We start from the raw sequence: 17,570 nt of genomic DNA, 5'->3' as shown, positions 1-17,570 counted from the left end.
ACCTCAACCCGGCTGGGCGGCTCCGCCCCCAGCACCCCCGCCGGGACTCCGTCCCAGACCCTGCTGGGGCTCCGCCCCGGGAACTCCGTCCCTGGACCCGGGACCGGCTTTGCCAGTCTCTTCCCACTTACGCGTGTGGCGGACGCCCCCAAGGGCGCCCGCCACACGCAAAACCTGAACCGAGCGTCTAGTAGTCGGCCCGCAAGATCCCCGCCAGTTCCTCCGCCCAGTACGTGCAGATCATCTGCGCGCCCGCGCGGCGGATCGAGGTCACCGTCTCCACGATCATCCGCTCGCGGTCGATCCACCCCTTCGCGGCGGCGGCCTCGACCATCGCGTACTCCCCCGACACCTGGTACGCCGCCACCGGCACCTCGGACTCGGCCGCCACGGCGGCCACAATGTCCAGGTACGGCAACGCCGGCTTCACCATCACGATGTCGGCGCCCTCGGCGATGTCCAGCCGCACCTCGCGCAGCGCCTCGACGGCGTTGGCCGGGTCCTGCTGGTAGGTCCGCCGGTCCCCGTCCAGCGCCGACTCGACGGCGTCGCGGAAGGGCCCGTAGCAGGCGGAGGCGTACTTGGCGGCGTAGGCCAGCATCGCCGTGTCGGTGTCCCCGGCGGAGTCGAGCACCGACCGGACGTAACCGATCTGCCCGTCCATCATCCCCGACGCGCCCAGCACGTGGGCGCCCGCTTCGGCCTGCGCCAGCGCCATCTGCCCGTAGCGGGCCAGCGTCTCGTCGTTGTCGACCGAACCGTCGGGGCGCAGCACTCCGCAGTGCCCGTGCGAGGTGAACTCGTCGAGGCACAGGTCGGAGATGATCACGGTGGCGTCGCCGACCTCGGCGATGACGTCGCGGATGGCGACGTTGAGGATCCCGGCCGGGTCGATGCCGCCGGAACCGTCGGCGTCACGCGTGGCGGGAACGGCGTAGAGCATGATCCCGCCGACACCGGCGTGGACCGCGGAGACCACGGCCTTGCGCAGGGAGTCGCGGGTGTGCTGCACGACACCGGGCATGGACTCGATCGGACGCGGCTCGGTGAGTCCTTCGCGCACGAAGAGGGGCAGCACCAGGTCTGCCGGGTGAACTCGGGTCTGCGCCACGGCCCGGCGAAGCGCGGGGGTGCGGCGGAGTCGGCGTGGACGGCTGGCGGGAAATGGCATTGGCCGTACCTCCAAGGAGGGTGCGCCCCCACGCGGGAGCGCACCCCAGGGTCTAACGGAACCGTAGCGCGGTCGGCCCCTGGACCTTCGCGCCGCGGCGGGTCTTCACCGGCGCCTCGGCGAGGCGCCGCTTGAGCTCGCTGGCGTACTCGGCCAGCGCCTCGACCAGGTCGGGCACGGTCGAGTGCTCCGGCTGGGCGTCGACGCGCAGGCCGAACTCGCGGGCGGTCTCGGCGGTGGCCGGGCCGATCACGGCGACGACGGTGCGCGCGTGCGGCTTGCCGGCGATGCCGACGAGGTTGCGCACGGTCGACGAGGACGTGAACAGCACCGCGTCGAAGCCGCCGGACTTGATGGCGTCGCGGATGTCGGCCGGGGGCGGGGCCGCCCGGACGGTCCGGTAGGCGGTGACGTCGTCGATCTCCCAGCCGCGGTCGACGAGACCGGCGGCGAGGATCTCGGTGGCGATGTCGGCGCGGGGCAGCAGGACACGGCCGACGAGGTCGAGGACCGGGTCGTGCGGCGGGAACTCGTCGAGGAGTCCTTCGGAGGACTGCGGACCCGACGGGACCAGCTCCGGCTCGATGCCGAAGGAGCGCACGGCCTCGGCGGTGGCCTCGCCGATGCAGGCGATCTTCACGCCGCCGAAGGAGCGGGAGTCGAGCCCGTGCTCCTCGAAGCGTTCCCTTATTGCCCGCACCGCGTTGACGGAGGTGAACACGATCCAGGCGTAGCGGCCGTCGACGAGTCCCTTGACGGCGCGTTCCATCTGCGCGGGCGTGCGGGGCGGCTCGACGGCGATGGTCGGGACCTCGCAGGGGATGGCGCCGTAGGCGCGCAGCCGCTCGCTCATGACGCCGGCCTGCTCCTTCGTGCGCGGCACGAGGACCTTCCAGCCGTACAGCGGGCGGTTCTCCCACCAGCCGAGCACGTCGCGCTCGTGGACGCCGGCGCCGATGGTCAGCACGACGCGTCCGGCGAAGCCGAGCGCGGCCTCGACGAAGGTGTCGACGGTCGACGTGGCGGTGTGCTGGGTCTCGCCGGTGACGTCGCCGGTGACGGCGACGGGCGTGGTGCCGTCGACGGCGCCGGACAGCAGGACGTCGCGGACGGCGCCCAGGTCGCCGGAGTCGACGGTCAGGACGAGGGTCCCGCGCCCGACGGCCGCGGCGAGCGTGGCCGGGTCGAGCGTGTTGACGTCGTCGACCTCGACGAGCGCGCGGTAGTCGGCCGGGGGCATCCCGGCGTAGGCGGCGACGGCGGCCGCGTGGCTGACGCCGGGCACCGAGTCGAAGGGCACCTTCGCCTCGGAGACGGCGCGGACCTCGGTGACGATCGCGGCGTGCGGGTAGATGTCGCCGCCGATGAGGCGCACGGGACGGTCACCGTCCTTGGCGTGCGCGATGAGCTGCTTTGCCACGTCGGAAGGTGAGCCCTCGGCCGGACGGCAGATGACGTCCTCGCCGAGTTGTTCGCGTACGGCGCTCAGCAGCGGCTCGGGCAGCGACCGGTCGTAGTAGACCTGGCTGGCCGACGACAGCGCGTCGAGCGCGCGTTTCGTCAGCAGGCCGGGGTCGCCGGGGCCTGCACCTACGAAACAGATGCGGCCGACGAGCTTGCGGGCACGGGTCATCTCACACTCTCCAACAGTGATTCGGCGCCTTCCTCCAGCAGGGTCGCGGCGAGCCTGCGGCCGACGGCCGCACCCACCTCGTCTGCGTTGTCGGACGCGGTAAGCGTTCCGGTGTCGGACAACCTGACGGCGTGCCGACCGTCAAGCTGGATCACGGCACCGCGCAAGTACAGTTCGAACTCCCCGTCACCGGCGTCGGCGATGTCGCACAACGCTGCGACGGGGGCGCTGCATCCGGCTTCGAGCGCGGCGAGCAGGGCCCGCTCCGCACTCACCGCCGCACGGGTTTCACGGTCGTCGAGCCCTGCGAGCTCGGCGATCAGGGTGGTGTCGGCCGTACGGCACTCGACGGCCAGCGCGCCCTGAGCGGGCGCGGGCAGCACGAACATCGGGTCGAGGGTCTCGGTCACTTCGGCCAGCCGGCCGAGGCGGGAGATGCCGGCCCGAGCGAGGACGACGGCGTCCAGGTCGGGGTCATCACCGAGGACCCGGGCGATCCGGGTGTCCACGTTGCCGCGTATGGGGACGCACTCGAAACCGTGGCCGAGTGCGTTGATCTGGGAGACACGGCGCGGGGCGCCGGTGCCGATGCGAGCGCCGTCGGGCAGCTCCAGGAGGGTCTTTCCGTCACGGGCGATGAGGACGTCGCGGGGGTCTTCGCGCAGTGGGACGGCGGCGATTGTCAGACCCTCATGTGACGCTGTGGGCAGGTCCTTGTAGGAGTGGACGGCCACGTCGATCTCTTCGGCGGTCAGGGCGTCCCGGAGAGCGGAGGTGAAGACACCGACGCCGAGCTCGCTCACGGGAGCGTCGCTGCGGTCGCCGGGGGTGGAGATCTCGACGAGTTCGACCTCGCGTCCGGTCAGCGCGCGGACGCGGTCGGCGATCATGCCGGTCTGGGCGAGCGCGAGGGCGCTGCCGCGGGTGCCGATCTTGATGCTGGTCACGCGCTCCTCCTCCGTGTGCTCGGGGTGTGAGGGGGTGCGGTGAGTGAGGCGTGCTTCACTCCGATTCCCCCGTTGTGCTCGCATTTCGTCATCGCAGACCGACACCATGCCGCACGGGACTGCCCGCTGGCAAATCGGCGGAGTCGAAGGCGTCATCGGCTGTGACCTGCAACGCTTCGGCGGTGGTGTGGTCGGACACGGCGGACAGTCCGGCGACGTCGAGGGCGAACAGCTCGCGCAGGGCGGCGGCGTACTGCTCCCCGCCGGGTTCGGCGGCGAGCTGCCGGACGCGCACGGAGGGCTGGTGCAGCAGCTGCCCGACGACGCGGTGGACGGTGTGGCGGACTTCGGCGCGCTGCTCGTCGGTCATGTGGGGGCACTTGTTGGCGAGCCGTTCGAGCTCGGCCTCCATGACCTGGTCGGCGCGGCCGCGCAGGGCGGCGACGGTGGGCGCGACCTCGGCGGAGCGCAGGCGCCCGGTGAAGGCGGCGACCTCGGCGTCGATGATGGCGCGCGCCTCGGCTTCGGCGCTCGCGGAGGCTCCGCCGTCGTGGGCGTGGAGGGCTTCGGAGAGTCCGGCCATGTCGAGGACGGTGATGCCGGGCAGGTCGGCGACGTCGGCGTCGACGTCGCGGGGGACGGCGAGGTCGAGGATGAGTTGTGGCTTCGACGACACCCGTTCGCTGAAGTCGGCCGCGTGCAGGACGTGGCCGGTGGAGGCGGTGGCGGACACGACGATGTCGACGTCGGCGAGCGCGGCGCGCAACGCGTCGAAGGGCACGGCGGTGGCTTCGTAGGCCTCGGCGAGGCGCTGTGCGCGGGCGAGGCCGCGGTTGGCGACGTGGAGGGGTCCGGCGCCGTTGCGGCGCAGGGTCGCCAGGGTGAGGGCGCCCATGGCTCCGGCGCCGATGACCAGGGCGGAGGCTCCGGCGACGTCGATGCCGGCGCGCCCGGCGCCGAGTTCGAGGGCGGCGGAGACGACGCTGCGGCCGCGTTCGTCGATGCCGGTCTCGTTGTGGGTGCGCTTGCCGACGCGCAGGGCCTGCTGCATGAGGTCGTGCAGGGCGCGTCCGGCGGCTTCGTGGGCGCGCGCGTTCTCGTAGGCGGTGCGCAGCTGCCCGATGATCTGGGTCTCGCCGAGGACCATCGAGTCCATGCCGGAGGCGACGGTGAAGGCGTGGTCGACGGCGTCGGCGCCGTGCCGGACGTACATGTGCTCGGCGAGTTCGTTGACGTCGGTGCCGGAGTGGGCCGACAGGACGCCGGCGATGTCGGACAGGCCGGCGTGGAAGCCGGACACGGCGGCGTAGATCTCGACGCGGTTGCAGGTCGAGAGGATCACCGCCTCGGCGACGTGGGGTCTGGCCAGCAGCTCGTTGAGCAGTCCGGGGAGCTCGTCGGGGGTGACGGCGAGGCGTTCCAGGAGGGGTACCGGGGCGGTCCGGTGCGAGGCGCCGATGGCGAGGAGGTTCATTCGTTCACCACACTGTCTGAGAAGGCGACGCCGGGGGGCGGCGGGGCCGTGTTCCTCGGTGGGGGAGGCGGCTTCGGCAGGGAGCTCGTCTTCGGTGCCGTTCTCTTCTTCACCGGTGCGGGTTTAACCGGTACTCCCTGAGGGGAAGCTGTGCGCGCGTTCGCCTTGCGGTGTTCGTGGAAGGACAGGATCTGGAGTTCTATGGCGAGGTCGACCTTGCGCACGTCGACGCCGTCGGGGACGGCGAGCACGCACGGCGCGAAGTTGAGGATGCTCGTCACACCTGCATTAACGAGCAGATCGGCGACAGGCTGCGCGGCGTGCGGCGGGGTGGTGAGCATCGCGATGGAGATGCCCTCGGTGGCGACGACCTCGGCGATGTCGGCGACGTGCCGCACGACCATGCCGTTTATCGTCTCGCCGAGGCGCTGGTCGTCGACGTCGAAGAGCGCGGCGATGCGAAATCCGCGGGGGCCGAAGCCGGCGTATCCGGCCAGCGCGTGGCCGAGGTTTCCGATGCCGACGAGGGCGACGGCGCGGTCCTCGCCGAGGCCGAGGACGGTGGAGATCTGGCCGGTGAGGAGTTCCACGTCGTAGCCGACGCCGCGGGTGCCGTAGGAGCCGAGCTGGGAGAGGTCCTTGCGGAGTTTGGCGGCGTTGATGCCGGCCGCGGCGGCGAGGTCCTCGCTGGAGACGGTGTCGCGGCCGATCTCGGCGAGGGAGTGGAGTGCGCGGAGGTATTCGGGGAGGCGGGCGACGGTGGCCTCGGGGAGGGCGGGGAGGCGGGCGGACTCGTCGCCGGGAGGCGTCGGACGGGTAGGCCTGCGTCGCGCGCCGGCTACGCCCGCCGCCGTCTGGCGCTTGTCCTGGCTCATGGGTCTCCGGGATGCACTCGATCTGTCGCCCTCGTGGCGTGGCCCGGCCGCTCGCACAGGGCCACCGCGGACCCAGCGTAGGCGCTTGTGAACGCGTGCACAAATCGGGATCTTGAGGGTCGTCGATGAATGCGGGGTGAAGTGCAGCGCCCACCAGTCGACTCGGCGCGATCGAGGACAAGCCCCCGCGGCACGAATGCCTTCCAGCCTTGATCGCGGTCAGAGAGGTGGACGCTGCTCGATGATTATGACCTGGATTGCCCGCTTATGTCTGCCATCGGCAAGAAACGGTGGCGTGTTGTTTTTCCGCATCACCGCGACCTTGGTCACCAGGTGTGACCTTGCACAGAGATCACGCCCGGCGGGGGTTCGCGCGCCTTAGAGGTAGAGCCCCGTGGCGTCCGGCTCGACCCTCGGCGCCGCCACGGCGTGCACGTCGCGCTCGCGGAGAAGCACGTACTCACTGCCGTGCAGCTCGACCTCCGAGCGCTCGTCGGGGTCGAAGAGGACCCGGTCGCCGATCTGCACCGCGCGGACCAGCGGCCCGACCGCGACCGCCGCCGCCCACGCCAGCCGGTGCCCCATGGAAGCGGTGGCGGGGATGACGATCCCGGCGGCCGAGCGACGCTCGCCCTCGGTGACGTCGGGGCGCACCAGGATCCGGTCGTGCAGGAGACGGATCGGCAGTCCGGATTCGGGGTCGATTGAAGCGCTGGTCACGATCGACAACCGTACCGGAACCCCGCTGGGGCCCCGATCCGCGCGCGGGGAAGCGTAACGACCTCGCTCACGGCCAGTAGGCTTCACCGGGACGACGGCTGGCGGAGGTGACGGTGAGTCGAATCAAACGGGCCGCCGGGAGGGCCCGCAAGGCGTGGAAGGCCCTGCGCGAGAACCCGTACCTGGAGCAGATCGAACGGGCCCGCCGCCGCAACGAGGAGTCCGAGCTGACCCTCGCGATCGAGGCGGCGTCCGAAGAGGACGATCCCCCCGCGCCCGACAAGCCCTCGGCCGAACTCGACCTGGTCCCCTACGGCATGCGCGTCGCCGGAGCCTGGGCGTGGCGCATCATCGCCGTGTCGGTGGTGGTGCTGGCCTTCCTGTACCTCGCCGACCTGCTCGCCCTGGTCGTCATCCCGATCCTGATCTCGCTGCTGCTGGCGGCGATCCTCCAGCCCTTCTCGGCGCTGCTGGTCCGCTGGCGCGTGCCGAGGTCGCTGGCCGCCGGGCTGGTGCTGGTCGCCGGGCTCGCCGCGGTCGCCGGGATCCTCACCGGCGTCATCACCGAGTTCGTCGACGGTGTGCCCGAGCTGGTCGAGAACGTGCAGACCGGTGTCGGCCAGATCCAGGTGTGGGCCGAGAAGGGGCCGCTGCACCTGACCAACGCCCAGATCGCCGACTTCTTCGCCGAGATCGACACGATGGTCGGCAACTGGTTCGCGGAGAACAAGGAGAACGCCGCCGGTACCGCCGTGGAGACGGCGGGTGCGGGTGTCGGGGTCGTCTTCGACATTCTCACCGGCCTGTTCCTGGTGCTGTTCACGACCTTCTTCTTCATCCGCGACGGGCACCGCATCTGGCGCTTCGTGACCGCGCCGCTCTCTGGAGACGCCCGCGAGACGTTCCGCGCGGCGGGACACGCGTCCTGGCGGACGCTGGTGTCGTACACGAGGGCGACGATCCTGGTGGCCTTCATCGACGCCGTCGGCATCGGCCTCGGCCTGGTCATCTTGAAGATTCCGCTGGCGATCCCGCTGGCCGCGCTGGTGTTCCTGACGGCGTTCATTCCGATCATCGGTGCCACCTTCTCCGGGATCGTCGCCGTGCTCGTCGCGCTGGTCGCCGACGGGTGGGTGACCGCGCTGATCGTGCTCGGCATCGTGATCGTCGTGCAGCAGGTCGAGAGTCACCTGTTGCAGCCGCTGCTGCTCGGGAGGGCCGTTTCGGTCCATCCGCTCGCGGTGATTCTGGCGATCGGTGCCGGGCTGATCCTGGCGGGGATCATCGGCGCGCTGATCGCCGTGCCGCTGGTCGCGATGGCGAACACCGCTGTGCGGCACCTGATCCGGGCGCGTCCGTCGGCGAGGCGTGGCGAACCGGTGGAGGAGGACCCCGATGACCCGGGAGGCCTGCTCGACCCGGGGCCCGAGCCGGGGGCGGCGCGGGCTTGAGGGCCCGGCCGGCCGTGCGGGTCGGCTAGAGGTCGTTGACGGCCGCGCAGCAGAACCACACCACGGCCACCAGCGCGACGAGGCCGATGACCGACCAGACGGCGCCGACGCCCTCGGAGATCCGGCGGGCGATCGGCTGACGCTCGGAGTAGTGGAAACGCTGGTCGATGCGCTGCACCGGCTCGCCGTAGGCGGGCGAGCCGTACCCGGCGGCCTGCTGGGCGGGGTCGCCGACCAGGCCGAGGTCGCCGATCACGTCGGCGAGGTCGGTGTCCCAGATCGCGGCCTGGAGCAGGTCGAGGCGCGCGTGGTACTCGTCTTCTCCCAGGTAGCCCGAGCGGTAGGCCTCGTCGAGGACGCGGCGGGCGTGGGCGCGTTCGGGATCACCGATGCGTGAGGGTCGATGGGGCATCGCGGCCTCCTCAGGGCGTGGGCACGTCATCGCCGATTGTGACGACCCCGTGCAAACTCCACAATGGAGCGCCGCTGGAATCGCTGGAGTCGCCCGAGCCGGGAGGGTCGGGAGGGCCGCTCAGATCCGTGCGTCGAGCCGGGCCAGCCAGGCCGACTTGCGGGCGGTGAGGAAGGCGCCGGTCATGTCGGGGCGGCCGAGGTCGATGTAGCCCTTCGACCAGGTGTGGACGTGTTCGAGGGTGCGGCTTGCCGTCCAGAGGTCCCAGAGGAAGATGTCGTGGATTTTGGTACCCGACTCGGACTCGTAGGCGGCCAGGAAGGCGTCGGCGACGGTTTCGTCGTCGTGGATGAGCATGATGTCGTCGCGGCACCAGGAGAGGTCGTAGGCGCGGGGGGCGGTGCCGGCGGCCGACCAGTCGACGATGCCGGTGAGGTTTTGGTCGGTCCAGACGGTGTTGCCCGACCAGTAGTCGACGTGGGAGAAGACGCGGGGTTGGGAGGACATCTCGTCCCACGACTCCGCGACGTGCGGGTGTTGCGGGGGTTTGGTCTCGGTGATGCGGTCGCGGAAGCCTGCGGAGATGGGGAGCGCGTGCAGGCGGGCGAGGGCGCGGCCGAGTTGGGTCGCCCAGTCGAGGGGGTCGGTGGGGGTGATGTTGCCGTGGCCGGGGAGTTTGGAGATGAGGACGGCGGGCTCGCCGAACAGTTCCCCACCCGGATCCGCCGCCAATAGCGCAGGCGCGAACCCGTCAAGTCCGCCGAGAATACTGAGGGCGCTGAGGATGTGGGCCTCGCGTTCGGCGGCGTCGTCGCCGGGCTCGAAACGCCGCAGCACTGTTTCGGTCCATGGATTCTCGGTGGTGATGAGGTGGGTGGCCGCGTGCATGCCGCCGCCGAGTTCGGTGACGGCGGTGATGGTCGCGCGGGGGCCGGCAACCGAGGCCGCCCAGGTGAGGGCGGCGGCGGGTGGGGCGGTGGTGAGCATGTCCCGAGTTTGGGGGACGGGGGGTTGGGGCGCGAGCGATTTGAGGGGTAGAGACGCGGGGTTAGGAGTCCAGGCGGCCGGTGCGGACTTCCGTGAGGAAGGACGTCCACGCGGCGGCGGGGAGGGAGAGCGTCGGGTAGTCGTGCCCGGTGATTTTGGAGTCGCGGACGAGCACTTCGGCAGCGTGCTCCGCGACCTCGACACACGCGCCGTTGTTCGAACTACGGCTGCTCTTGACCCACCGCATGGTGCTCAGGTCTCGCGGGGTCACGGCAGACTCCTTCGGTTACAGGGCTCCAAGGAGACCCTTGATGGTCTTGACGGATGCAGCCGGCGACTGCGCGACCTGCCGAAGATTATCCGCCACCATCCGGTAAGTCTCAATGCTGTCAACGTCTTGCACGTAAATCGCCCCATCGAACATCTCGCTGTACGCGATCGGGCGGGCGCCGGCGAACTCCAGGATGAAGTACTGCCCAATCTCGCCTGCCGGATGCATGCCGTCCTCGGGCCGCAGCACCTGGATCGTCACATTCTCGCGCTCTCCTTCCGCGAGCAGGTGCCGCAGTTGCTCCCGCCTCTCCTCCACCGTCCCCACCGCCAACTGCAAGGCCGCCAAGCCGATGACCGCGTGCAGGCTGAACTCGTCTGTGGCCGCGAGCCGTTCGGCGCGGGCCTGCCGGAACGACACGAACCGTTCGGTCTGATCCGGCCGCACGAAGCCCGTCCCACCGGTCACCGCCCGCGCGTACGCCGAGGTCTGGAGCAGACCCGGGATCACCATCGGCTCGAACATGAACGCCGCCTCGGCCAGCCCCTCCAAGCCCGCGTAGGTGCGAAACCAGTCGGGGACCACGTTGGACCAAGGCGCCCACCACGTCTTCGCATCCTGCTGCGAAGCGAGGTTGACGATCCGGTCGATGTCATGGCGGTCGGCACGGCACGCGCTCAAGATGCGGTCGATGTCCTCCGGAAACTGATGGAAGCGACCGGTCTCCATGTTGCCGATCTTCGGCTTGCTGATCTCGGTCGCCGTCGCGACCTCGGCGAGCGTCATCCCCGCCTGCTTGCGAATACGCGCCATCTCAGTGCCGATGAGCCAGCGCATCGCCGATGGGTCCGTGCGTGGAGCCATGAGTTTCACCTCCGAGTCGGCTCAGCCTAAACCGGCGCGCGATCCGGGCACCCCTCGCGACACGCCGGAGAAAATCGCGCAAGACATATTGCGCGTCGCCAAACAGTGTGGTTTGCTGATGACTGTCAGTGATCAAAGGGGATAGTCACTAGTGGAGTGGGGGCTCCCATGTCCAATGCGGACACAACGCTCGAACGCCTTGCCGGCTGGTTCGGCCAGTCGCACCGTCAACAGATCTCCGCCGTGCTCGCCGAGTACCGCATCTCCTGCCCGACACGCGAATCCGGCTGCGTCGAGGACCTGGCGTGGGCGGTGCACGTCGCCAAGCGGCACATCTCGGCCTCACCGGAAGAAGCCCGCTGGGCGTCGCGGCTCCTCGCGAGGATCGGCGTCACGTCCGTCGCCGACCTCCGCTGCCCGGAACCCCGCTGTGCCCTCTGATCCGGCCGGACCCGATCCCGCCGACCGCACCGACCCCGCCTGGCGACTCCTCGCCGCCCACCAACGCGGCCCGGACGGCTTCTGCCGCACCTGCGCCGACCACTGGCCCTGCGCGCTCAACGGCCAAGCCGTCGACGCCCTCGCCGAGGCCGCCGCCACCGCAACCACAACCGCCACCCACGAATCTCCCCGCTCGCACGCCGAGCCGTGATCTCCGTGCGAGCGGGTGAGCGACGCCCACGAAAACGGCGGCCGCCCGTCGCCTCGAAAACACCGGGTGGCCGCCTGGACACAGAAAGGAAAAACCATGTCACCGGAGAACGTAACACTCATCGTCGGCGCGACCCTGCTGGCGACACTCCCCGTCGCGGCCGCGATCGCGACCCTCGTCAGCGCCGCCCACAGTCGCGACCTCTCCGTCGCCAAGTACTGCACCTGCTACTTCTGCCTGCTCGCCTACAAACTGGACCGCCACCACGGCCGCCACCGCCTCGAAGACCACTACGCAAAGCAGAGCGCGATCAGGGCCGACTTCCACCGCCTCCGTCCCGACAGCTGAGCGCCCGCCACCCTCCGCGACCCTCCGCCCTCACTCACGCAAATCGACACCCCTCGATCAAAAATCCGCTCAGCCTCTAGCAATACCTGCCGGTAGACCCCACCATCGATACATGCGGATCGAGTTCCTTCCGGCCGCACGAGGCGGCACACGCACAGTCCTCCACCGCGCCGACGGCGTGGTCCTCGACATGACGTCCCACGACCGCAAGTGGCGAACCCCGCACGACCTCGCCCACGCCGTCGCCGAACGCGAACTGTCCCTCCCCGCCGGCGTCTTCGGCTGCATCGCCGCCGGCGCCCTCTTCGACTCCATGCGCGTCGTCTCCGGCACCCCCCGCCACGACGCGGCGGCCCGCAGCGAACGCATCCTCAAGGCCTACGGCCACGACCTGACCCTCGCCGAAGTGCTCGCGGGCGTCGTCCACGAACTCGCCGAACACCCCACCCCGACCGACCCGACGGCCGCAGCCCGCGAAGCGTGGGGCGTCGTCGCACAGATCCCGTTCCCCTACGTGGACAAGCAAGTCGAGCGGGCCGTCGACGCGCTGCGCGACCTCACCGACGAGTGGCGGCTCCTCCTCCCCGACCAGCCCCTCGACTTCACCTGGCCCGAACGCCTCACCGCCGAGGTCCCCGCCGCGCCACGCCACCGCGAGACCCGTTCGAGCCGCCGAAGCCACGCCCACCGACGCAACGCCTGAGGAAACCGCCCGCTGCCACGGGTGACCGACCACGCCGGGACGCTCCGCCGGGGCGTCCCGGGTCCGGCGTGTCTCTCGACGTGCGGGGTTGTCGCCGGCCGACGTGCCGGTATGGAAGGTGTGTACGGCAGTGTCGTCGTACAGGCGCACGATGCGCACGGTCTTCCCGCCTCGGCGGGTCGGGTCGACGCGCACGAAGTACACGGGCCAGTCGTCGCCGGGGTCGTCATAGAGGGCGAACGCTCGGCGCGGGGAGTGGCCTCGGATGACCGGGACGCGGGCGCCGTCGAGGTCGTCGCCGGGAACGACGGTCACGTACGCGGCCCCGTAGGAAACGGCGGCGCGGGTGATCGCGGATTGCCTGGCGTCCATGCCGTTGACCTGCCACCAGCGCCACGCCGGGACCGGGTCGACAAGGTCCGCCCGCCGATACCCGTCGACGTAGCGAGCCTGCGCAATGTTGTTGACGACCAGCGGGAGCAAGGGGGTACGGGAGCGTTTGACGAGGGTTCGGTACTCCGGGTTCGCCGAACGTGGCATGTACGGGCCGTCCGGGCGGTAGGTACCGGTCGATCAGGTCGAGCCGGGGGCGTTCCCGGGAGTGGAGGTCGAGGACGTCGCGGGCGGTCGCGACCACTGCTGCCCTGGCTTTCCGTCCGAAGGTGGCGATACGGTCACCCCCTCAGTTCGGCCCGATGGGGCGGGGGCGGTGGGCGTGGGCAGTATCGGCGAGTTGGCTGGCGTGATCGAGTCGCAACGACAGAGGCTCGATGAAGTCGACGCGGGGCTACATGCGGTGGCCGATGCCGTCGGCGGGGCACGTGAGGCGCTCCGCGAGACATGGGCCGGATCGGGGCGACATGAGGCTGCAACCGCACTTGTCGCACTGGCGGCGGCCCTGGCTCGGCTAGGGGAAACGGTGCAGGCAGTAACGGTCGCGTCCAGTCACCTCGGTGACTACGTCGGCTACATCACCGGCGGTGCCCCGGTTGTGTTCCCTGCGCGAGAGCCCGAGGTCGCTCCGTCGAACGAGTGGCCCCCGCCGTTCTATCGCCGGTTCCTCGACGGGCTCCCCGTTCCTGAGCACGGAAGGGCACCCACGGACGGTGTGTTGACCACCGTGAGCGGAGTACGGATCGAGGATGTGTCGAGCGGGCGGGAGGGGCCGGGGAAGGGCGGCCCGAAGTTGGTGCCGAGGTACGCGGCAATCGCGGTCGCAACCGACCACGCCGAAGGGCACGCGGCGGCGCTGATGCGCCTGCGGAAGATCCGGCATGCCGTGGTGTACATCAACAATGAGGTGTGCGCCGACCGGCCCTTCTCGTGTGACCGGGTGTTGCCGTTCCTGCTGCCGGAGGGATGGACGCTGACTGTCTACGGCCCGAGCGGAGTCCCGAGGGTGTACACAGGCAATGGGAGAGGAGTAGCGGCATGAGCGAGGACGTGAGCGCCGTCGAGACGGTGAAGGTGTACGGCGGTGTCCGCCAGGCCGCGCGGGAGGTGCCGGCGTCGGCAGTCAAGGAGTGGCTAGCCGCCGAGACCGCCGAATGGACGGGCCGGGCGCTACCGGGGATGGTGTCGTTGGAGATCGGCGAACGCGTCCTAGAGGTAGTCGTGGGTAACCCGCGCGCCTCGCTCGTCGTGTGGCACAAGGGCTTTGACGAGATCGCGTGGAGCCGGGGCACGATCGAGGCGCCGGATGACTGGGCCTACGACTACGGCGGACACCGGACCACCCCGTACGACGACGCGGCCGTGCCGCCGACCGTTGCCGCCGAGGCCGTCACGGAATTCATCGCCAGTGGAGGAGCCCGACCAACGGTGCTCGAATGGCAGGAACCGGAGGATGCTCGGTGATCGAGTTCCTCGCAGCAGACACGCCGAAGTAGACAGACGTTCTGTCGGCATTGGGGCAGGTCGGGGGTGCGGTCGCAACGACGGCGGCGGTCGCAGTGGCGTTGGTCCTCGCTACGAAGGAATCCAGGGAGCGCCGGACCGATGAGCGTGAGCGCGCATGGGCGCAAGCTCGTCTCGTCGAGGTCGAGTTTCAGCCCCCTGAGGTGGTGGGCTCGAAACCTGTCGCAGGGCGGACGCATCTACTTATGGTCGCCATTCATAACCACGGTGATTGGCCGATCCTCGACATATGCGGAGAGGTCTGGACCGCTAACCACCGTGCCGACCGGCCAGACCAGTGGGAACGGACTAGATCAAAGATCATCCGGATACTCCCGAGACTTGATGCATCCACGAAGGCTCTCATTCGTTACAACGGGATGGCGCCAAGGGTGATCAAGCAGCATCATCTGAGCTGGACTGACCACAACGGGAATCGCTGGTATGTGAACGGGCGCGACGGATTCTTGAGCCCAGCCGCCAACAACGACGTGCCGACTGACACCCCGCCCGTTCTTCCGCCGCCCCCGGATCTACAGCGCCCACACCTCTCCTGACCGGTCGGTGAGTTTGTCGGCACCGGCGGCGAGGACGTCTTATCGTGCGATCCGTGCGAGGGTCGCGGCGGCGAGGGCGTCGACCTTGCGGGCGGACTCCCGGTGCTCTGTCCCCCATCCGACGCCCCAACGGTTCGGGCGGCGGCGGGCGTTGAGGACGTGGCGACGGAGGACGGGGTGTCCAGTGTGAATCAAGGTGCCGTCGAGGATCGCGGCGTGCATGGTCTCGGCGCCGCGCTGTACAAACTCTTTAGTTCGCGAGCGCATGTCCCAGCCGACGGCCGAACGGCTCGACGCCTTCACCGCGAGGACGTCGCCGTACTCCACGCTCCACTTGTCTATGTAGGACTCCCATCCGGCGACGTCCCAGTAAGCGGCGAGGACGCGGTACCGGCCGAAGAGATGCGCCATCATGGCGTCCACCTCGGCGCGGGGAACCTCCCACGTCGCGGCGGCGGGGCCGTCGGGTTGTTCCCACACGGCGGCGAGGTCTAGTAGCCCGTCGGGGACGCGGCAGACGGCGAGTGCGGTCGAGTCGTCGGAGCGGGAGCCGTCTCCGCCGATGGTGACCAGGTCGCCGGGGGCGAGGGCGTCGAGGAGCGCGCAGGCGTCCCAGTCGTGGGCGGTCGTCCACGCGTCCTCGGCGGCGGTGACTTGGTTGAGGTAGTAGCGGCGCGAGGTGCTCGCGGGGGTGCCGGGGTCCCAGATCTCGCCGGCGATGCGGTCGAGGTCGACCCATGCGGCCGAGTCGCCGTAGGCGGCGGCGAGTCCGGCGCGGAGGCTGACCGGGTCGGACATGTCCGTGGTCGGCGGTGCCTCGCGGGAGTCGTAGAGGATGCCCGACGCTTGCGAGCGGCCCTCCACGATGGATTGCCACGCCTCGTAGGACTTCTCTCCTACGGACTCTTCGCCGGGTACGTGGGCGTTACAGATCTCGACGGACCGTCCGGCGCCGTCCCGGCTTTTGCCGAGGTTGCGTCGGATGACGTCGGCCATCGCGTGTCCGTCGTTGCTGCTCAGCCAGTGCTGAACCTCGTTGAGGAGGGCGAAACTCGGCCGGTTGCCCTCCATGGAGCGGGGCGAGGAGGTGACCGTTTGGAGCTTGCCCGTTCGGCTGTAGATGATGGTCTTGCCGATGTCGAGGCCGTAGACCTCGACGGCGGGGGAACCTTCCAGCATCCCGAGGACCAACGACATGGTGTTGTTGGTCTGCGCCTCGGAGACGGCGGCGAGCTGGACCCACGCCGAGGAGTGCGGGATGGCGATCGGGTCGCCCGCGTCGGTGGTGCCGCCGTAGCGGCAGGGACCGAGGAACTCGATCAGCGCCAGCGCAGCGGCTAGGGGATCTTTCCCGTGGCCCTTGCTGCGGCGGTAGATCGCACGGCGATAGGTGAAGCGCCCGAACGCGTCGAGTGCGTAGAACCACAGCAGGAACCGCACCTGTTCGGCGCTGAACCGCCACGGCTTGCCCGCGTCGGGGCCGTCGGGTTGGCGAAGGTACTTGATCGTCCACGCGAGGACGGCCCACCCGAGAGTGCGGGCGGGGAGCCCGGCGGGGCCAGTGAGGATCGCGCCGGTAGAGGGCTCAACCCGTGTCGTCGCTGAGGGCGCGTCGGTAGTCGTCAAGAATGGCCACCACTCCCGCCGCCTGGTCGTCTTCGTCGCCGGAGTCGCGGTCGATTTCCAGGCGGACGCGGCGGCGCGCGGCCTCGGTGGTCAACAGGTCGCCCATCGCCGACCAGAGCGCGGCGGTCATCTGCGCCGAGACGCGGCCGGCGTTGAGATGCCGGGTCAGGTCATAGGCGAGTAGGCGCGCAGCCTGCCAGTCGGACGGCTCAAAGAACTGCGCTTGTCCGGACTCCGCGAGGGAGGCGTACCAGTCGGCGGCGAGCTGGTGAGCCGGGAAGTCGAGCTGCGGCGCCTCCACGAGCGTCGCGGGCGGTGGGCTGATATCGGGGACGCCGTCGGCGTTGCGGCGGCGGCGCTGCGTCGAGCGCTTCGGCACAGGGCCACGGGTTCCCATGCCTTCACCCCCGAGCAGGGTCAGGCCACTATGGGGGGATGGCGGTGAACGACTGGCTTCCCACGGTAGGTGGCACGATTCTCGGTCTGGCGGGTGTCTACGTCACCTTGAAGTCCGGCAAGCGTCAGCAGGAGACGGCGGTGGCAGTCGCCCGGATGCAGGCTGAACATCAAGCTCAAGTGGTGCGAGAGGAGCGGGGGCAACGGCGCCGTGAGACCGTCTACAAAGAACTCTCACAATGGGTGATCGACACGCACGGCTACGTCCGAAAGCTTCACGAGGAGCCGGCCGGGAAGAAGCGTCCCGATCTCCCCGACGCCCTGCCGCCGTCCGTCGGAGGAAGCGAAGCCCTCTGGTGGAGCCACGAAATCGGGGTGCTCTATCAGGAATTCAGGCGCGCTGTGAACGAGTTCCTCTCTCGGTTCCGTTCGGCAAGGTCCGCCGAGGTCGGTGAGGAGAAGCTCGATCTCAACGCCCTCAACGCCGAGTTTGAAGCATGCACCAAAGTGCTACGGCAGATTCTTGACCGCATGCGCATTGAACTCGGTGCTCACCGTCATCACTCGCGGCCCTGAAACCTGTACAG

The 17,570-nt window shown here is 69.7% G+C and carries 19 protein-coding genes and 2 pseudogenes; 8 read left to right on the top strand and 13 right to left on the bottom strand.

All coding sequences use genetic code 11. The features are described 5' to 3' along the window. Window positions 1–187 precede the first annotated feature (187 nt). The 6 genes and pseudogenes from hemB to AB0I28_RS21450 form a co-directional block, all read right to left on the bottom strand. On the bottom strand, window positions 188–1,171 hold the full coding sequence (gene hemB / locus AB0I28_RS21475; RefSeq protein ID WP_357495825.1) for a porphobilinogen synthase: 984 nt from the start codon (window positions 1,169–1,171) through the stop codon (window positions 188–190). 52 nt (window positions 1,172–1,223) lie between these two features. Continuing rightward, window positions 1,224–2,804: a uroporphyrinogen-III synthase gene (locus AB0I28_RS21470; RefSeq protein ID WP_357495823.1), complete on the bottom strand. Its 1,581-nt coding sequence runs from the start codon at window positions 2,802–2,804 to the stop codon at window positions 1,224–1,226. Then, window positions 2,801–3,751, bottom strand: coding sequence for a hydroxymethylbilane synthase (gene hemC, locus AB0I28_RS21465; RefSeq protein WP_357495821.1), 951 nt, complete (start codon window positions 3,749–3,751; stop codon window positions 2,801–2,803). The genes AB0I28_RS21470 and hemC overlap by 4 nt, the downstream gene beginning before the upstream one ends. A gap of 88 nt (window positions 3,752–3,839) precedes the next feature. Continuing rightward, complete coding sequence (locus AB0I28_RS21460; protein ID WP_357495820.1) at window positions 3,840–5,225, bottom strand: glutamyl-tRNA reductase; 1,386 nt, start codon at window positions 5,223–5,225, stop codon at window positions 3,840–3,842. A gap of 146 nt (window positions 5,226–5,371) precedes the next feature. Further along, window positions 5,372–6,100, bottom strand: a pseudogene (locus AB0I28_RS21455) (redox-sensing transcriptional repressor Rex); the annotation flags it as partial. A 378-nt stretch (window positions 6,101–6,478) separates the two neighbouring features. Next, complete coding sequence (locus tag AB0I28_RS21450) at window positions 6,479–6,820, bottom strand: co-chaperone GroES (protein WP_357495818.1); 342 nt, start codon at window positions 6,818–6,820, stop codon at window positions 6,479–6,481. A gap of 113 nt (window positions 6,821–6,933) precedes the next feature. On the opposite strand from AB0I28_RS21450, the gene AB0I28_RS21445 reads away from it, so the two are divergent. Further along, window positions 6,934–8,271, top strand: coding sequence for an AI-2E family transporter (locus tag AB0I28_RS21445; RefSeq protein WP_357495816.1), 1,338 nt, complete (start codon window positions 6,934–6,936; stop codon window positions 8,269–8,271). A gap of 25 nt (window positions 8,272–8,296) precedes the next feature. On the opposite strand, the gene AB0I28_RS21440 is transcribed toward AB0I28_RS21445, so the two are convergent. The 4 genes from AB0I28_RS21440 to AB0I28_RS21425 form a co-directional block, all read right to left on the bottom strand. Further along, window positions 8,297–8,683 (bottom strand): DUF1707 domain-containing protein, encoded by a 387-nt coding sequence (locus AB0I28_RS21440; protein ID WP_357495814.1) that lies wholly within the window; start codon window positions 8,681–8,683, stop codon window positions 8,297–8,299. 120 nt (window positions 8,684–8,803) lie between these two features. Then, the gene (locus tag AB0I28_RS21435; protein WP_357495812.1) at window positions 8,804–9,670 is read right to left on the bottom strand and encodes a phosphotransferase; all 867 of its coding nucleotides are present in this window, start codon (window positions 9,668–9,670) and stop codon (window positions 8,804–8,806) included. Window positions 9,671–9,731: 61 nt separating this feature from the next. Next, window positions 9,732–9,917, bottom strand: a complete 186-nt coding sequence (locus AB0I28_RS21430; protein ID WP_357495961.1) for a DUF397 domain-containing protein — start codon at window positions 9,915–9,917, stop codon at window positions 9,732–9,734. A gap of 39 nt (window positions 9,918–9,956) precedes the next feature. Then, window positions 9,957–10,778, bottom strand: coding sequence for a helix-turn-helix transcriptional regulator (locus tag AB0I28_RS21425; RefSeq protein ID WP_357495810.1), 822 nt, complete (start codon window positions 10,776–10,778; stop codon window positions 9,957–9,959). Window positions 10,779–10,973: 195 nt separating this feature from the next. Here AB0I28_RS21425 and AB0I28_RS21420 point away from each other — a divergent pair, with 195 nt between their 5' ends. From AB0I28_RS21420 to AB0I28_RS21405, 4 genes are all read left to right on the top strand, one after another. After that, window positions 10,974–11,246 carry a hypothetical protein gene (locus AB0I28_RS21420; RefSeq protein WP_357495809.1) on the top strand — a complete coding sequence of 91 codons (273 nt, stop codon included), beginning with the start codon at window positions 10,974–10,976 and terminating at the stop codon, window positions 11,244–11,246. Further along, on the top strand, window positions 11,236–11,457 hold the full coding sequence (locus AB0I28_RS21415) for a hypothetical protein (RefSeq protein WP_357495807.1): 222 nt from the start codon (window positions 11,236–11,238) through the stop codon (window positions 11,455–11,457). Before AB0I28_RS21420 ends, AB0I28_RS21415 begins: the two co-directional genes overlap by 11 nt. 96 nt (window positions 11,458–11,553) lie before the next feature. Further along, on the top strand, window positions 11,554–11,805 hold the full coding sequence (locus tag AB0I28_RS21410) for a hypothetical protein (RefSeq protein ID WP_357495805.1): 252 nt from the start codon (window positions 11,554–11,556) through the stop codon (window positions 11,803–11,805). A gap of 112 nt (window positions 11,806–11,917) precedes the next feature. Next, window positions 11,918–12,508 carry a hypothetical protein gene (locus tag AB0I28_RS21405; protein ID WP_357495803.1) on the top strand — a complete coding sequence of 197 codons (591 nt, stop codon included), beginning with the start codon at window positions 11,918–11,920 and terminating at the stop codon, window positions 12,506–12,508. 105 nt (window positions 12,509–12,613) lie between these two features. Here AB0I28_RS21405 and AB0I28_RS21400 read toward each other — a convergent pair. Beyond that, a pseudogene (locus AB0I28_RS21400) lies at window positions 12,614–13,048 on the bottom strand (phage portal protein); the annotation flags it as partial. Between the two features lie 175 nt (window positions 13,049–13,223). On the opposite strand from AB0I28_RS21400, the gene AB0I28_RS21395 reads away from it, so the two are divergent. Then, on the top strand, window positions 13,224–13,943 hold the full coding sequence (locus AB0I28_RS21395; RefSeq protein ID WP_357495801.1) for a DddA-like double-stranded DNA deaminase toxin: 720 nt from the start codon (window positions 13,224–13,226) through the stop codon (window positions 13,941–13,943). Then, complete coding sequence (locus tag AB0I28_RS21390) at window positions 13,940–14,365, top strand: Imm1 family immunity protein (RefSeq protein WP_357495799.1); 426 nt, start codon at window positions 13,940–13,942, stop codon at window positions 14,363–14,365. Before AB0I28_RS21395 ends, AB0I28_RS21390 begins: the two co-directional genes overlap by 4 nt. 635 nt (window positions 14,366–15,000) lie before the next feature. Here AB0I28_RS21390 and AB0I28_RS21385 read toward each other — a convergent pair. Then, on the bottom strand, window positions 15,001–16,587 hold the full coding sequence (locus AB0I28_RS21385; protein WP_357495797.1) for a terminase: 1,587 nt from the start codon (window positions 16,585–16,587) through the stop codon (window positions 15,001–15,003). Beyond that, a complete protein-coding gene (locus AB0I28_RS21380; protein WP_357495796.1) occupies window positions 16,547–16,984 on the bottom strand; it encodes a hypothetical protein in 438 nt (145 codons plus the stop codon). Before AB0I28_RS21380 ends, AB0I28_RS21385 begins: the two co-directional genes overlap by 41 nt. A gap of 38 nt (window positions 16,985–17,022) precedes the next feature. Between AB0I28_RS21380 and AB0I28_RS21375 the strand changes: the two genes are divergently transcribed. Beyond that, the gene (locus tag AB0I28_RS21375) at window positions 17,023–17,559 is read left to right on the top strand and encodes a hypothetical protein (RefSeq protein ID WP_357495794.1); all 537 of its coding nucleotides are present in this window, start codon (window positions 17,023–17,025) and stop codon (window positions 17,557–17,559) included. Window positions 17,560–17,570 lie beyond the last annotated feature (11 nt).

Source organism: Phytomonospora sp. NPDC050363 (genome assembly GCF_040655735.1).
Classification (GTDB): domain Bacteria; phylum Actinomycetota; class Actinomycetes; order Mycobacteriales; family Micromonosporaceae; genus Phytomonospora.
Note: the sequence above shows the minus strand (reverse complement) of the source record. Positions and strands in the feature narration are given on the sequence as shown.

Bases quoted from the DNA above. Each gene is read 5' to 3' on its own strand.
- hemB (WP_357495825.1), bottom strand. From the start codon at position 1,171: ATGCCATTTCCCGCCAGCCGTCCACGCCGACTCCGCCGCACCCCCGCG.
- AB0I28_RS21470 (WP_357495823.1), bottom strand. From the start codon at position 2,804: ATGACCCGTGCCCGCAAGCTCGTCGGCCGCATCTGTTTCGTAGGTGCA.
- AB0I28_RS21460 (WP_357495820.1), bottom strand. From the start codon at position 5,225: ATGAACCTCCTCGCCATCGGCGCCTCGCACCGGACCGCCCCGGTACCC.
- AB0I28_RS21440 (WP_357495814.1), bottom strand. From the start codon at position 8,683: ATGCCCCATCGACCCTCACGCATCGGTGATCCCGAACGCGCCCACGCC.
- AB0I28_RS21435 (WP_357495812.1), bottom strand. From the start codon at position 9,670: ATGCTCACCACCGCCCCACCCGCCGCCGCCCTCACCTGGGCGGCCTCG.
- AB0I28_RS21430 (WP_357495961.1), bottom strand. From the start codon at position 9,917: ATGCGGTGGGTCAAGAGCAGCCGTAGTTCGAACAACGGCGCGTGTGTC.
- AB0I28_RS21425 (WP_357495810.1), bottom strand. From the start codon at position 10,778: ATGCGCTGGCTCATCGGCACTGAGATGGCGCGTATTCGCAAGCAGGCG.
- AB0I28_RS21420 (WP_357495809.1), top strand. From the start codon at position 10,974: ATGTCCAATGCGGACACAACGCTCGAACGCCTTGCCGGCTGGTTCGGC.
- AB0I28_RS21410 (WP_357495805.1), top strand. From the start codon at position 11,554: ATGTCACCGGAGAACGTAACACTCATCGTCGGCGCGACCCTGCTGGCG.
- AB0I28_RS21405 (WP_357495803.1), top strand. From the start codon at position 11,918: ATGCGGATCGAGTTCCTTCCGGCCGCACGAGGCGGCACACGCACAGTC.
- AB0I28_RS21390 (WP_357495799.1), top strand. From the start codon at position 13,940: ATGAGCGAGGACGTGAGCGCCGTCGAGACGGTGAAGGTGTACGGCGGT.
- AB0I28_RS21380 (WP_357495796.1), bottom strand. From the start codon at position 16,984: ATGGGAACCCGTGGCCCTGTGCCGAAGCGCTCGACGCAGCGCCGCCGC.
- AB0I28_RS21375 (WP_357495794.1), top strand. From the start codon at position 17,023: ATGGCGGTGAACGACTGGCTTCCCACGGTAGGTGGCACGATTCTCGGT.